General features: G+C 59.0%; 12 protein-coding genes. 5 read left to right on the forward strand and 7 right to left on the reverse strand.

Features of this window, described 5'->3' with window-relative positions; genetic code table 11:
- Positions 1 to 101 precede the first annotated feature (101 nt).
- Positions 102 to 923 (reverse strand): tyrosine-protein phosphatase, encoded by an 822-nt coding sequence (locus EKD05_RS00550; protein WP_165360516.1) that lies wholly within the window; start codon positions 921 to 923, stop codon positions 102 to 104.
- 268 nt (positions 924 to 1191) lie between these two features.
- On the opposite strand from EKD05_RS00550, the gene EKD05_RS00555 reads away from it, so the two are divergent.
- From EKD05_RS00555 to EKD05_RS00570, 4 genes are all read left to right on the forward strand, one after another.
- Positions 1192 to 2307, forward strand: a complete 1116-nt coding sequence (locus tag EKD05_RS00555; RefSeq protein WP_165360517.1) for a substrate-binding domain-containing protein — start codon at positions 1192 to 1194, stop codon at positions 2305 to 2307.
- 167 nt (positions 2308 to 2474) lie between these two features.
- The gene (locus tag EKD05_RS00560) at positions 2475 to 3359 is read left to right on the forward strand and encodes a substrate-binding domain-containing protein (RefSeq protein ID WP_205703829.1); all 885 of its coding nucleotides are present in this window, start codon (positions 2475 to 2477) and stop codon (positions 3357 to 3359) included.
- Between the two features lie 329 nt (positions 3360 to 3688).
- The gene (locus EKD05_RS00565) at positions 3689 to 4381 is read left to right on the forward strand and encodes an ABC transporter permease (RefSeq protein ID WP_129670357.1); all 693 of its coding nucleotides are present in this window, start codon (positions 3689 to 3691) and stop codon (positions 4379 to 4381) included.
- On the forward strand, positions 4378 to 5103 hold the full coding sequence (locus EKD05_RS00570; protein ID WP_129670358.1) for a phosphate ABC transporter ATP-binding protein: 726 nt from the start codon (positions 4378 to 4380) through the stop codon (positions 5101 to 5103). Before EKD05_RS00565 ends, EKD05_RS00570 begins: the two co-directional genes overlap by 4 nt.
- 75 nt (positions 5104 to 5178) lie before the next feature.
- Here EKD05_RS00570 and moaA read toward each other — a convergent pair whose 3' ends face one another.
- The 4 genes from moaA to EKD05_RS00590 form a co-directional block, all read right to left on the reverse strand.
- Positions 5179 to 6240, reverse strand: a complete 1062-nt coding sequence (moaA, locus tag EKD05_RS00575) for a GTP 3',8-cyclase MoaA (protein WP_129670359.1) — start codon at positions 6238 to 6240, stop codon at positions 5179 to 5181.
- Positions 6241 to 6651: 411 nt separating this feature from the next.
- Positions 6652 to 7743 carry an Mrp/NBP35 family ATP-binding protein gene (locus tag EKD05_RS00580; protein ID WP_129670360.1) on the reverse strand — a complete coding sequence of 364 codons (1092 nt, stop codon included), beginning with the start codon at positions 7741 to 7743 and terminating at the stop codon, positions 6652 to 6654.
- An 83-nt stretch (positions 7744 to 7826) separates the two neighbouring features.
- A complete protein-coding gene (locus EKD05_RS00585) occupies positions 7827 to 8939 on the reverse strand; it encodes a glycosyltransferase family 1 protein (protein ID WP_129670361.1) in 1113 nt (370 codons plus the stop codon).
- Positions 8936 to 9697 carry an MBL fold metallo-hydrolase gene (locus EKD05_RS00590; protein WP_129670362.1) on the reverse strand — a complete coding sequence of 254 codons (762 nt, stop codon included), beginning with the start codon at positions 9695 to 9697 and terminating at the stop codon, positions 8936 to 8938. The genes EKD05_RS00585 and EKD05_RS00590 overlap by 4 nt, the downstream gene beginning before the upstream one ends.
- A 166-nt stretch (positions 9698 to 9863) precedes the next feature.
- Here EKD05_RS00590 and EKD05_RS00595 point away from each other — a divergent pair, with 166 nt between their 5' ends.
- Entirely contained in the window at positions 9864 to 13034 is a 3171-nt protein-coding gene (locus EKD05_RS00595) for an AAA family ATPase (RefSeq protein ID WP_240695562.1), read from the forward strand.
- A gap of 158 nt (positions 13035 to 13192) precedes the next feature.
- On the opposite strand, the gene EKD05_RS00600 is transcribed toward EKD05_RS00595, so the two are convergent.
- Both EKD05_RS00600 and EKD05_RS00605 read right to left on the reverse strand, forming a co-directional pair.
- Positions 13193 to 14176, reverse strand: coding sequence for an ABC transporter permease (locus EKD05_RS00600; protein WP_129670363.1), 984 nt, complete (start codon positions 14174 to 14176; stop codon positions 13193 to 13195).
- Positions 14177 to 14235: 59 nt separating this feature from the next.
- The gene (locus EKD05_RS00605) at positions 14236 to 15240 is read right to left on the reverse strand and encodes an ABC transporter permease (RefSeq protein WP_129670364.1); all 1005 of its coding nucleotides are present in this window, start codon (positions 15238 to 15240) and stop codon (positions 14236 to 14238) included.
- Positions 15241 to 15264: the final 24 nt, after the last annotated feature.

A 15264-nucleotide genomic window follows, 5' to 3' on the forward strand; every position in this document is an offset into this window, starting at 1 on the left:
CCGTGCAGGCTACGCACCGGCACTGTTTCGCTCCACACCACTGGCCCGTGGGCCACTTGGTACTCAGCAAGACAGAGCGCTACCTTGCAGCGCCATTGGTATCACTCGAGGAGAGCGCTGCGCAACTGCGCCAGATCCTCCTCTTGCAAACCAAGCCCATCACGGACATAGGCATCAAAGGAGCCATAGATGCGATCAATCGTCGCAAACGCAGTCTGCAAATAGGCGGCTTCAACCCCAAGAAGCTGCCGCACGAGGCTCGCGGCATGCTCGCCACGGGTCAAGCGAATCAACGCTAACTCACGCCGCCGTGCGCTGATGGTATACTCATTCGACCGCAAATAGTCGGCCAGAATGGTCTCGCCAGGGACATCGAGCAAGTGCAAAGTGAGGGCTGCCGCAAAACCCGTACGGTCTTTGCCCGCAGTACAGTGAAAGAGCAGCGGTGCGCCCCCAGTCGTCTGGACTGTCTGAATAAACTGGCGGAATGACGGTGTAAAGCAGGTAACAAACTGTTCGTTGGCTTCGCTGAGCAGCGCAGCGGGATCAATGCCATCGAGGTCTCCGCGCTCGAAACGTTCGCGGAGATCAGCCATCAGGCTACTCGTCTCTTCGAGAATGGGAATTTCGACGACGTTGATGCCATGATGGGCTGGCAAGCGGTTCGGTTGCCGTACACGCTCGGCCTCGCTGCGCAGATCAATCAGGGTGACTAGGCCCAGTTGCTTCAGAACCTGCTGATCACGACGGCTCAGGTGGTGCAGGTGATCGGAACGATAGAGCGACCCCCAGCGAACCCGACGCCCGTCGTAGGTATGATAGCCACCCAGATCGCGTAAATTAGCGGCCCCGGTGAGCTTGATGCGCCGGTGAGCCTCGCGACGCTCAGGCGGCATGGCTGCCGGATGAGCGGCCACACGCATCCGCCCCCTTTTGAACTTGTGAAGGAAAAGGCCCATAACTGTCAACCCCATGCTCAAAACAGTTGTAGAACGGAGCAATGTACGCATGGTGAGATCCTGATTTGTTGTCTGATGGTGCTTCATTCTACTATTGTACCAGTTTATCGATGGATAATGCACTTGGCATCTTGGGTGGATGTGTGGCAGCTTTGCTGCCACACATCCACCCAAGATGTGATATGATTGGCACTGTTGTCACTGTGACATGTATGCTAATGGTGGTATTGCAATGGAGTGGTTGCGCCTCGACCGGCATGCTGATGAACCGATGTATCGGCAAATTGTGGCTCAGGTCAAAGCAGCGTGTGCGCGTGGTCAGTTACAGGCAGGGGATCGTTTGCCAACCATACGGGCGCTTGCCAAAGACCTTGGCCTGCATCGCAATACGGTGCTGCTCGCCTATCAAGAATTGAGCAACCAGGGCGTGATCGAAAGCCGCCCCGGGCGCGGGGCCTCTATTGCTGAACCCGTACGCTCGCCTGAGGCGGCAGTTCGTCTCCAGGCAACTGTTGAGACCCTGGTGCGCGATGGTTTGGCTGCGGGTATCAGCATCGAAGTTCTGAGTGAGCTGGTACGCGAAGAGGGTGAACGCTGGCGTCCTGCGCCGCCCCCCACGCGGCAAGCGGTGACAGGGAACGAGCGACATATCCGCTTCGAGGGGAGCCATGATTTCTCGCTTGATCTGCTGGGGCGCGAGTTGCATAAACTCGATCCTGGTCTTGACCTGAAATGGCAGGCCGTGGGGAGCATGGCAGGGCTGCGGGCACTCGTGAATGGTGAAGCGGATCTGGCGGGGATGCATCTGCTTGACCCGAGTACGGGAACCTACAACCAAGCCGCGATCGCGGCGCTTGCGCCTGCTGGCACCATTCAATTGATCACCCTGGCCGAACGCGAGCAGGGCTTGATTGTACGCCATGGCAACCCCTTCGGACTACGCAGTATCGCAGACCTGGCCCAGCCAGGGCTGCGTTTTGTCGCACGCCAGCCAGGATCGGGAACCGCCGCACTCTATCACCACCTGCTCACCCAGGCTGGCCTTGCACCTGGCCTGCTTGAGCCTCCCGTTCGGACGGTGACAACCCACCTTGCGGCAGCCGCAGCGATTGCCGCCCACCGTGCCGATGTCGCCCTAGGCCTGCATACTGCGGCAAAAGCGATGGATCTCGCTTTTATCCCCTTAACCATCGAACGTTATGACCTTGCTGTGCGCACGAGTGATATGGCAACGCCGTGGTTTGGCGTGTTGCTCGAAACACTGGTAACACCTGCGTTGCGTACGGCTATTCAGGCGCTGCCAGGGTATGATGCGCTGCATACCGCGTGGATGCCTCATATGTCATAGGTTCAGGGGTAGAGCCCTCAACCTATGCCTAGGGGCTCCGCCCCAAATGTACCTTCATTCGCTGGAAACAAGCCAGCGTAGCCGGTTTGTTTCCAGTGAATGAAAGATTCCTGGGAGCCTACGGCCCCCAACTGCCGATGGAAGATGCTTAGAAAGTGAGAAGACTCTTGAGAAACGTCATTTACATGTTCGTCGTCGTGCTTATGCTGGGTGCGCTCATTGGCTGCGGTACAGCACCTCAGGCACAAGTTACCCCAACCGAACCTCCAGCAGCGGAACCACAGGTATTGCGGCTAGCAACAACAACTTCGACCGCTGATTCGGGCCTGCTCGAGGCCATTCTGCCCGATTTTGAAGCGCGTTTCAATGCGCAGGTCGAAGTGATTGCGGTAGGCACAGGGCAGGCGCTGGCGCTTGGGGAGAGTGGCGATGTTGATGTGGTGCTAGTACACGCCCGTGCCCGTGAAGATGCTTTTGTGGCCGATGGCTATGGCATCAATCGTCGCGATGTGATGTATAACGATTTTGTGGTGGTTGGCCCTGCTGCGGATCCCGCCGGGATTGCAGGCATCGCAACTGCGGCTGAGGCCTTCACATTGATTGCCGAAACAGGTTCGGTGTTTGCCGCACGGGGCGACGATAGCGGTACCTCAACAGCCGAACTAGGCATCTGGCGCTCGGTTGGGATTACACCGACAGCTGAATTGAACTGGTATCGTTCACTTGGGCAGGGCATGGGCGAAACATTGATTACGGCGAATGAGCAAGAAGCTTATACGCTCACTGATCGTGGTACGTTTCTTGCGATGCGTGACAGTTTGCCTGATCTGACGATCCTGGTTGGCGGAGCGACGGTTGCCGAGAATCAGGATCCGCGTTTGCGCAATCCGTATGGCGTTATCCCTGTCAATCCAGACCGCCACGAGGGCATCAATGCGACCCTGGCCGAAGAATTTGCCGCGTGGCTTACCTCACCCGAAACGCAGGCAATGATTGGTGCGTATGGTGCCGAGCGTTTTGGGCAACCGCTCTTTTATCCTGCCGCGACGTAAGGAGGTTGTGTCGTCCGTTTGCTGATGATTTGACGCAAAGGCGTGAAGGGTGTTGCAAACGTATCTGGACGCCAAGCGTGCGATGAGTGGCAATGCCAGAGGTGTGTCAGCAAACTTCTGCGCCAGATCCTAAATAGTTTGTAACCTTACGTTTTCTGGGGTCGTTCGCCGACCACGAACGGGGCCACGAATAAACGAAGAGCGCATGGGGCAGCCCATATTCGTTTATTCGTGAGGGTTCTTCGTGGTCGGCGGCGCTACCGGGAAACTTTTGTTACACACCACTAAATGGCGCGGACGCTCAGAACGGCAACATCAGAAAAGATAGCATGAATTACTGGCAAGAAGCGATCAACCTGCTGGTTGGTGGCAACAGCGATGTCTGGGCGATCATCATCCTCTCGTTGCAAGTCTCTGGGCTTGCGTTGGTGGTCAGTTCAATTATTGGCGTTCCGCTTGGTTCGTTGATTGGTTTGCATACCTTCCCAGGGCGTCAACTCGTCATTGCCCTGGTCTATACGGGGATGGGGTTTCCCCCGGTCGTGATCGGCCTGGCTGTCTTTCTTTTGCTTTCGCGTTCAGGCCCGCTCGGTTTTCTTGGTTGGCTTTTCACCCCAAGTGCGATGGTGCTTGCCCAGGTCATCCTGGCGCTCCCTCTGGTGATTGGCTTTACGATGGCGGCCGTGCTCGCGGTGGATCCAGCGCTACGTATACAGATCCGCGCCCTGGGGGCCAGTCCAACCCAAACGACCCTCGCGATACTCTGGGAAGCGCGGGTGGGCGTGCTGGTGGCATTGATTGCCGGGTTTGGTGGAATCATCTCGGAAGTAGGTGCGGTGATGCTGGTTGGGGGCAATATCCAGGGTTCGACGCGGGTGCTGACGACCGCTATTGTGCTGGAAACGCGCAAGGGAGCCTTTGATGTGGCAATTGCCCTCGCCCTGGTCTTGCTCGGGATCACCTTCGTGATCAACCTGGCGATGTTGCAACTCCAGGGTACTTTGCTCAAAGCGAAGCAATGAAGGCCCAGCCAATCTATCAACTTGAGGCGATCCAGCAACGCTACGGCGAGCGGTTGGTGCTCGATATCCCATCGTTGCAGATCGAACGAGGCGAGTTGCTGGCGCTCGTGGGGCCATCGGGCGCAGGCAAAAGCACGTTGCTGCGCATCCTCAACTTTCTCGAGACGCCTGTGCAGGGTCAGGTACGGTTTGCCGGCCACGTGCTTGGCTCACGGGTGCCGCTCGCGCTCCAACGGCGCGTGACGACCGTTTTTCAACGGCCTGCCCTGCTCAGTGGCAGTGTGCTCGACAACGTCGCCTATGGTTTGCGTTTACGGCGGCATCCAGAGGCACGCGAGCGTGCGCGTGAAGCGCTCACGGAAGTGGGCCTGGCCCACTTGGCGCGGGCGGCAGCCCATACCCTCTCGGGAGGCGAAGCGCAACGGGTGGCCCTGGCGCGAGCGCTCGTCATTGCGCCAGAGGTCTTGCTGCTCGATGAGCCAACGGCCAACCTTGATCCGGCGAACATCGCCGCGATCGAGCGCACCGTCGCTGAGGCACACCGCCGTGGCACGACGATCATCCTCGTTACGCATAACATCTTTCAGGCACGACGCCTCGCCCAACGTGTCGCCTTGATGCTCGACGGGCGTATCATCGAACTCGCCCCCACCGAAATCTTTTTTGAAGCCCCACGCGACCCCCGGACAACGGCCTTTATCAAAGGGGATATGCTGTATTAAGCGCATAATCGTGCCGATGCAGGTGAAAACGACCAGCTTCGCTGGTCGTTTTCACCTGCATCGGCACGGGTTTCTCTACCCGCCAAGCTGGGACATGCCACGCACGGTGGGCAAGACACCTTCGGGTAGGCCGTGGCCCCAGGGTTTGATCTGCACGGCGTGGCGCACGATCTGCTCGATCGCCGCGACCGTCGCGCCATCGCGGATGGCCGAACGGAGATCAACCTCGTCGTCACGCAACAGGCAGAGGTGGAGCCGCCCATCAGCTGTGAGGCGCATGCGATTGCATGTTGCACAGAAGGGATCGGTGACGGCACTGATAAAACCAAGCTTGCCGGGGGCACCGGGGATGCGATAACGCCGGGCGGGATCGGCTGGATCTTGACCATAGGGGGTCAGCGCACCAAAATGGGCCTCGATGCGGGCAATCAATTCAGCGGTACTGATGACACCCTCTTCGGCGAGGCCGGCTACCCCCGTCAGCGGCATCACCTCGATAAAACGGAACTCCCAGGGATGCCGGGTTGTCAGGGCCGCGAGTTGGACGACTTCATCATCATTCATGCCCCGCACAATGACGGCATTGAGCTTGATTGGATGAAGGCCAGCCTCATCAGCGGCCTGAATACCCGCCCAGACCTCATCGAGATTGCCACCGCGGGTCATCTGGCGAAACTTGGCGGGATCGAGGCTATCAATGCTCACATTGACCCGATCGAGACCGGCTTCTTTGAGTGGCCCGGCGAGGCGACGGAGACGCAGCGCATTCGTCGTCATCGCCACATGCTCAATGCCTGGCACTGCTTTCATCGCCGCGATCAATTCGACGATATCCTGACGCAGCGTCGGTTCGCCACCGGTCAAGCGGAGCTTACGGAAACCGGCTGCGGCAGCCGCCTGGATCACCAGCAACAACTCATCGTTGGTCAGCAACTCGGGGCGCGGGGCAAACTGCATCCCAAGGGCGGGCATGCAATAAACACAGCGCATATTGCAGCGATCAGTCAGGGAAACCCGCAGATAATCAATGCGCCGCCCAAAGCTATCACGGGCCGGCTCATCGGTCGCATAGGTCGGGATCTCCCGTGGCTCAAAAAAGGTCAACGGGATAGTCGCCTTGATTGGATCACGTTCCATGGCTGCATGACCTCATTGTCACTTTATATCCACCGGGTGCGTTGCCCTCGTTGGTGCCGATGGTACGGTCACAAACGAGGGCAAATTACTCTGCATCCTGAGAGGCTGACGCAAACGTCAACGGGTTGCTCCGGAGTGCCGGCTAATTAGTCTGTAACGTACGTTTTCTGGTGTCGTTCGCCGACCACGAATGGGGCCACGCAGAAACGAATACCGCACCGCAACGCGCATATTCGTTTATTCCTGCTCAGTATTCGTGGTCGGCGGTGCTACCGGGAAACTTTTGTTACAGACTACTAACGGTTTTCCAAAAATGAATCCGCTCGACCAAACCTGTGAGGCCTCGCCCGTGTCGCACGTACCGGATTATTTCCTTGAAAACCATAAACCGGCACTCCTTCAGGCAGCCTCTCACGCTGCGACAAACTTCAACACACTGATCCTGGCAGCGAGCTTGCGGGCAACATCGCGGAACCGATCGGCATAGGCATCATCGGCATCACTGATCACTGCCGGCGCACCAGTATCACCACCAGCGCGGACAGCCATACCCAGGGGGATCTGACCGAGCAAGGGAACCCCGAGTTGCTCAGAGAGCCGTGCCGCACCACCGCTACCAAAGATATCGTAGCGAGTTCCGGTATCAGGCGCCTGGAAATAGGCCATATTCTCGACAATGCCGAGCAACGGCACATTCACCTTCTTGAACATCTCCATCGCCTTGACGACATCAACCGTCGCAACCGCCTGCGGCGTCGTGACAATGAGACTCCCGGTGAGCGGCAGGCTCTGGGCGAGGGTCAGCGCAATATCGCCGGTACCGGGGGGCATATCAATAATCAAATAATCGAGCGGTGCCCAATCCACATTGTAGAGAAACTGCCGCAACAACTGGCTCACCATTGGGCCACGCCAGATCACCGGCTGGGTCTCATCAATCAGAAACCCGACCGAGATCAACTTGATGCCGTGGCCGGTGAGCGGGATCATCATCGCTTCACCCTGGTCATTCTGGAAAGCCTCGGGCTGACCTTTGACGCCCAGCATCAAGGGTAAACTCGGGCCAAAGACATCGGCATCGAGCAACCCAACCTGTGCACCCTCTTGCGCGAGGGCCACGGCCAGATTCACCGCAATGGTGCTCTTGCCCACGCCGCCTTTACCAGCGGCGACGGCGATCACATTGGCCACGCCGGGAATAGGGGCTTGATCGGGGATGCCCGCCGGACGACGGGTATTGGCCGTAAACTCAATCGTGACCTCTTCAACACCAGGAATGGTACGCACCGCAGCTTCGGCCTCGGCATGGATTTGATCTTTCAGCGGACAGGCCGGGGTCGTCAATTCAATGGTGAAATGGACGCTGCTACCATTGATGCGTACATCTTTGATCATACGCCGCGAGACAAGGTCACCACCAAGCTCGGGCTCTTGAACGGTACTCAACGCCGCAAGCACCTGTTGCTCGGTCAGCGGCGCACTTTGCTGTGAAAAAAGACCCATAATGGGAAACGCTCCACGTACGATTACGAACTAACTATCTCAAGGGGTTGGTTTCATTATACCAGATTGTGTGCTGAAACTCTTTAGAGGAGGCTCCGGTAGACGGCGAGCGTTGCGTGGGCCGCACGTTGCCAGGTGAACCGGGCCGCGTGGGGTGGTCCCCGCCAAATCAAAGCGGTGCGTGCGGCTTCATCATGCCAGAGCGAGGCGATTGTATCGGCCCAGGCCTCAGGATCACGTGGCGGGAGACAGATCCCGGCCTGGCCAACAATCTCGGGCAGGCTGCTTGTATCAGCCACGATCGTCGGTGCCCCACAGGCAAGCGCTTCGAGCACAGGAAGGCCAAAACCTTCGTAGAGCGACGGGTTGAGGTAGAGGCGACAGGCGTTGTAGAGCCAGATCAACTCGTCGTGCGCCACTTTGCCCGTAAACCAGACATGCTCAGCCAGGTGCAACTCGCGCACGAGGCGATAGATCGGGTCGTCGAGCCAACCCGGTGCGCCGGCAGCAACGAGCTGGTAGGGGATACGGGAATCGCGATCGAGCAAGAGGCGAAGCGCATGGAGCAGCGTCTCCAGGTTCTTGCGTGGTTCGATGGTGCTCACAAAGAGCAGAAAGCTCGCTGCGGTCAGTTGACGCCCATTGATGGTTCGCGTCGCATCAGGTAGCAGACCAAGCGGTTGAAAGCTCGGATCGGCCGCTTCATAGATCACGGTAATCCGTTCGGCGGGCAGATCAAGGAGGCTGACAATATCGTTGCGCGTTGCCTCTGAAACGGTAATGACAGCATCGGCATCGTGGGCAGCCTCGGGTATCTGCGCATAAAAGCGACGTGCGTCCGCATCGAGAATGTCAGGATAATGGAGAAACGCCAGATCGTGGATGGTAATCACCGCCGGACAGCGCCGTCGGCGCGGGGCAATGAAATCGGGACAATGCAAGAGTGACAGTCGTCGCGGCCAGAGCTCAAGTGGAAGACTCAGTTGCTCGTAGCGATGATGGGGCGGCGTGATCAGCGTAGCATGGTGGAGATTGGGGCCAACAGCGAGCGGCTCGCGTTGACGATAGTGTTGGAGGGCGACAAACTCAAGGTCGGGCGCAAGCGTCGCCATTGCGCCGAGTAACTGGCGGGTATACTGGGCGATGCCACCTTGACGATACGCATTGAGGCGTGCATCAACGCCGATCCGGGTCACAGCTCCACCTGAACTTCCAACCCATCATAGGCAAAAGCCACCCCCTCGGGCAAGTCAAGGCTGGCAAGCGCGTGGTCAATGTTGTGGTTCATATGGACAAAGAAAGCGCGGCGTGGCTTCAAGGCAGCGACAACTTCAAGGGCTTGCGCAACCGAATAGTGCGTCGGATGGGGTTCGTAGCGTAACGCATTCAGCACGAGCACATCAAGGTCGCGCAGCAGCGCCCAGGCTGTCGGCAATAGCGCACTTGCGTCGGTGATATAACCAAGCCGCCCCACCCGATACCCCGTGATCGTCCAGCTTCCGTGCATCACATCAAAGGGTTGAATCGTCAACGAGCCGACCGTAAATGGCTCCACGACTGGGCGCAGATCAAGACTCGGGCGGGTTGACCCGACTGATGTTTCGGTAAACGCATACGCAAAGCGCTCACGCACATCACCGAGCGTCTGGGGACTCCCATAGATCGGGATGGCGCTCCCACTCCAGCAGAGTGGACGAAGATCGTCGATGCCTGCGGTATGATCAAAGTGGGAATGGGTAATCAAGACCGCATCAAGACGACAGAGATCTGCGATCAGGGCCTGCTCACGAAAATCGGGGCCCGCATCAATCAAAATAGTCTCGGTACCAGTGGAAAGCAAGGCTGCCGTGCGGAGACGCCGATTGCGCGGATCAGACGATGTACAGACGGCGCACTTGCACCCAATGACCGGCACCCCCATCGAGGTACCAGTTCCCAAAAAACGTAGCCACATATGGCGATCCTCAATGGCTGATAGACATGCGTACAGTATAGCATGCAGGTAGGCCAAGGCGCATCATAACGATGTATCCAATGCCGTACCCACGGGTGGGGCACCGGCCCGAGGGTGGAGGGGCGCAGCAGCCCATGGCCCCCCTGTGGGTTCACAGGCTCCTGTGATGGCTGCTGCGCCCCTACGGATCGGCTATAATGAAATCCAATTGTTGCCAATGGGAGTGGTTATGCTGGTGGTGACGCTCTTTGGTGCGCCGAGGCTTGTGCGTGATGGGGTGATCGTTGAGTTACCTCGCCGCCGCGCCCGGGCACTCGTCTATTACCTGGCAGCCCAGACTGCGCCGGTGAGCCGCGAGCAGTTGCTGGGCCTCTTCTGGCCTGATCATGACCGTAGTGGGGCTCAGCAGTTGTTGCGCACCACGTTGCACGCGGTGCGGCGTGCGCTTGGCCCAGCCTTGGTGTCTGGTGAGTACCAACTTGGCCTGGAGGCTGACGTTGATTATCGCACGTTGTTGGCGACGATCCAGAAGCCTAATGCTGATGAGGCTGCCCTTGCCTGGGCCTTACATGGCTATCGTGATGATCTGCTCACCGATTTCAGTCTTGCTGATGCTGAGCCGTTCGAGGACTGGCTGGCCGCCGAGCGTGAACGAGCACGGATGCTGGCAATTCGCGGCTTCACCCGCCTGGCGCGACTCGCCGAGGGACGCCAAGCCTATCAGGTGGCGCTTGATGCGCTACGTCAGGCCCTTGCGTTTGATCCGCTCCAGGAAGATTTGCAACGTGATGCGATGCGCCTCCACTATTATGCCGGCGACCGAGTAGGTGCGATCCGGCGCTACGAGCACCTGCAGGATCTGCTTGATGCCGAGGTCGGGGTGCCGCCGATGCAGGCAACTCGTGAGCTCTATGATGCGCTTATTACCGATGCGCTTGTGCGGCCTCCTGCAGAGCATGTTGCCGTCGAGTTGTCGCGGGCAGGCGAAGTTTCCCTGGTCACGCGTCCGTCCGCACCGACGCCGCTCCAGCCACCGTCGTTGCTCGCCTTGCCATTTATTGGGCGGCAGACAGAACTGGCGCTGATCGCCGAGGCGGTGACGCAAGGGCAATTAGTGTTGATCGAGGGTGAACCGGGGATTGGCAAGACGCGGCTGGCGACCGAGTTCCTGGGGCAACATGTTGCCGAGCATGGTCTGGTGCTTGTTGGTGCTGCGCGTGAACTCGAGCAGAGTCTGCCGTATCAACCGGTGATCGCCGCCTTGCGCATGCTTGCAACGCACCCCAGGTGGTCTGCGCTCCGTGCTCAGCTTGATCTGGCCCCTCTCTGGTTGCGTGAAGTTGCGCGTCTGGTGCCCGAACTGGCAGAAGCGCTCCCTGGTCAGCCAATCGCGCTGGGCAATGCTGAAGAGGCCCGTTTGTGGGAAGGCGTTGCGCAACTGGTGATGGCGCTGGTCCGTCACGTTCCGGTTGGGTTGTTGTTGGACGACCTGCACTGGGCCGATGCCAGTACGCTCGGTCTGGTGAGCTACCTCCTTCGGCGTAGCCAGGGCACCCAGGTCAGCGTGCTGGCGACGACGCGCCCAGTTCCCCCTCGTCATGCGCTGGCAACCCTGAGGGCCGGTCTGACACGTGAGAACCATCTGCGGAGGCTAGCGCTGCAGCGCCTTCACCCAACGGAAACGGCCTTCCTGGCCCAGCAACTCTGCCCCCATGATGTGGAAGCAACGGCAGCCTGGATTCAACAAACGACCGAAGGCAATCCGTATATTCTGGTTGAAGTGCTTAGCCACGCGCTCGCCACGGGGATGCTTGGCCCTGATGGGCATCTGCACCTTGATAGCGCAACGGCCCCAATCGTCCCCCCTACCGTCTATAGTTTAATTGAAGCGCGCCTCACGCGGCTTGCCGAAGGTGCTCGACGGGTGCTTGATGCGGCTGTCGTGGCTGGGCGCGAATTTGAGTTTGAAGTTGCCGCCCGCGCAGCCGCACTCTCTGAGCAGGCGGCCCTTGATGCCCTCGACGAATTGCAAGCCGCACGCCTGGTCGAGCCGCTTGATGAGCGGCGGTATCGTTTTGACCATAGCCTGACCGTCGAAGTCGCAGGGCACGAGCTTGGGATCCCTCGTCAGCGCAGCCTTCATCGGCGGATCGCTGAGGCAATGGAGGCGCTGCATCGCAACGAGCTCGATGCCATGGCGGGGATGATCGCGTGGCATTTTGCGCAGGGTGGCGCGCCCGAACGCGCCGCCGAGTATGCTTTGCGTGCTGCACGCAGGGCCACTGCGGTTGCGGCATGGAGCGAAGCAACGGCTCTGTTTGCGCAGGCCCTGGCGGGGAGCCAACCCGCCGAGCGCTTTGTCATTCTGCTTGACCTGGGCGAGGCGCTAGCGCAACAGGGTGAAGGTGCCCGCGCAGCCGAACGTCTCCGTGAAGCGCTGGCGCTTGCCACCAACGAGACGCAGGCTAACCACGCACGCCTCAAGCTAGCCGGGGTTCTTGTCGCGCAGGCCCGTTATGCTGAGGTGATCGATCTGGTGCGCGATCTGGCGACCCAAGGCACTCCCGGCGAACGTGCGCAGGCGCTCTTCCGCTGGGGCACAGCGCTCTCGTTGGAAGGCGCCGATCTCGGCGAAGCGGCGCTGCGTCTCGGCGAAGCCGAGCGGCTCGTGATCGCGCAGGCCAGCCTCGATCAGACGGCACTGGCTCAGGTACGTTTTGAGCTTGGCAGTGTGGCGGCGCAGCAAGGCGACTTGCCCCGGGCGGTCGCCTATTACCACGAAGCAATGCATGTCGCTGATGCGGTTTCAGAAGCACCCGACAGATTGAATCAGGCCATGATGTGGCGCATTCTGGCCCGTAACAATCTGGCGTACCATTTGCACCTGCTTGGTGACCTTGAACCAGCAGAAGGCTATCTTGGTGAAGCGCTCAAGCTCGCTGAAGCTGCGGGCTTCCTTGGTCTGCAACCCTACCTGCTCTCGACCAAGGGTGAACTTGCCCTGGCCCGAGAGCAGCTAGATCACGCCGAGCAGGCCTTTAGCGCGGGCTTGGCGCTAGCCGAACGGCTTGATGTCCCCGAGCGCATCGCGGGCCTAGTGGCGAACCTCGGCCTGGTCGCGCTACGACGAGGCGAAACGAGTCTCGCGATTCACCGTCTTTCGACGGCGCAGGCGCAAGCCGATGCGCTTGGCACCCATCATCTGGCCGCACAGATCCGCATCTGGCTCGCGCCGCTCTTGCCGCCCCACGAAGCGCGAACCCTCTTTGCCGAAGCTCGTGGCATTGCCGAAGCAGGGAAGCGCCAGCGTCTGCTTGATGAGCTTGCCCACATTTGAAGCACTGTTGCCGCGTTAGGGCAGTTTTGCGCAAGTACCGAGCTTGCTTGCGCTGGATTTGAGAGCGCACCCCCATCCGCCCCGGATGGCACCGTAGGGGGGAAGCACTCGCGCACGCGCACCGGGCCATGGCCCGGTGCGCGTGCGCTTCCCCCCTCCTAACGCCCGGCATCCCGCGGATCAAGCGCATCGCGCAACCCATCACCCAGGAAGGTGAAAGAGATCACGAGCGTTGAGAGTAGCAAGACGGGGAAAAGCAACATCCAGGGGCCGGAACTGAGATTGTTGAACCCATCGGTCATCATCTGCCCAAGGCTGGTCGGCAACGGATTGGCTGGATCCACCGAAGGCCGCATCCCGACCCCGAGAAAGGTCAGAATCGCTTCCGCCAGGATCAGGCTAGGGATACTGAACGAAACCGCCACAATGATCGGGGCGAGCGTATTGGGCAAAATATGGCGCACAAGAATGCGGCTGGTCGGTATGCCGAGCGCTCGCGCTGCCTCGACAAATTCCTTCTCCTTGAGCGAGAGCACCTGCCCACGCACAAGACGGGCAAGGCTCGTCCAGCCAACCACAGCCAGGGCGGTAAAGATCAACAAGAGACCATTAAACGCCTTGCCAAATAAAGTCTCGCGGAAAGCCACGGTGAGCGTAATGATGAAGAGCAGATCAGGGAAGGAGGCAACAATTTCAGTCAAACGCATCAACAGGTTATCAACCCAACCACCACGAAAACCGGCCACGAGGCCGATACCGACCCCGATCACCACAATAATGATCTGTGGCACCACCCCCACAATCAAGGAGACGCGCGTCGCAAAGATCAGGCGGCTCAGAATATCACGGCCATTGGTATCGGTACCGAGAATATGTTCAGGATTCGGCTGGCGGTTTGGATTATCGGTGACCCAGATCGGCGGGCGAAGGCTGTTATTGGAAGTCTGGGTGACCGGATTTTTGGGCGCAAGCCAGGGTGCCGCAACTGCGATAAACACATAGAGGAACACCATCGTGATCCCAAGCATGGCCGCCTTATTGCGGCGGAGCCGTCGCCACGCATCCCCCCAAAGGCTTCGAGGTTTTGTTGCCGTGAGGTTGAGCTCTTCGAGCGCTGATGCTGAACGGGCCGTGGTTGCCATATGGTTGTACTCCGTTGGTGAGGGCTGCGCCCCGCATATGTGGGGACAGAGGCTCGCCCTTATTTATAGCTGATTCGCGGATCAACCACACCGTAGGCAATGTCTACCATGAGATTGGCGAGGCCAAGAAAAAAGACAAAGACCAGCGCGCCGGCCATGATCATGGAATAATCGCGTTTGCCGATGGCTTCGATCAACAGCGAACCCATGCCGGGAACTTGAAAAATAATTTCGGTGTAGAGCGTGCCGGTAATCAACGCTGCCGAGAGTGGCCCGAGGATCGTAATGACGGGCAGCACCGCATTTTTCAACATATGCCGCCAGACAACGACCTGATCGTTGAGGCCCTTGGCTTGCGCGGTGCGTACATAATCTTGCCGCTTGACCTCGAGGACACTCGAGCGCGTCAGGCGGGTAATAAAGCCGAGCGAGGTTGAGCCGAGCGCAATCGTGGGGAGAATCCACGGGCGGATCGGATCATTCCAGTTGGGCAAGACGGTAAACCATTGCAACCCGCTTGCAAAGATCAAGACAAGCAGAAAACCAACAATGAGGGTCGAGAGCGAAACAAAGAACGTTGAGGTCAAGAGCACCAGATAATCAATCCAGGTATTCTGTTTGAGCGCAGCAAGCACGCCCATCGGAATGCCAAGCAGCACCGCAAAGAGGAGCGCCTGTACCCCCAGGCGGGCCGAATAATAAAAGCGGCTCGGCTTGCCTCCACGCTCACCAAACAACTCTTGCTGCACGGTACGCGCCCCACGCGAGCTATAGGTTGGCCCGAAGTTGCCGCCAATCGCACCCCAGCGGATCGCTTGTTCACCAGTCTTTGGATCGGTGACGACATCGAGAAACATATACCGCGTAAATTGGCGCCAAAAGGGTAGATCCATGCCAAAGCGATCCCGTAGCACCGCCTCGACCTGTGGTGACATCTGACGTCGCGTTGGATCGGTATCAAATGGCCCCCCAGGCGTCATTTTGGCAATACCAAAGGTCAGCAGGCCAACAATAACCAGCACTGGGATCTGCCAGAGAATGCGACGAATAATATACGCCGTCATAGCATTATGCTCCGCTCAAGGGGT

This window comes from Candidatus Chloroploca sp. Khr17, from assembly GCF_004138165.1.
GTDB lineage: Bacteria > Chloroflexota > Chloroflexia > Chloroflexales > Chloroflexaceae > Chloroploca.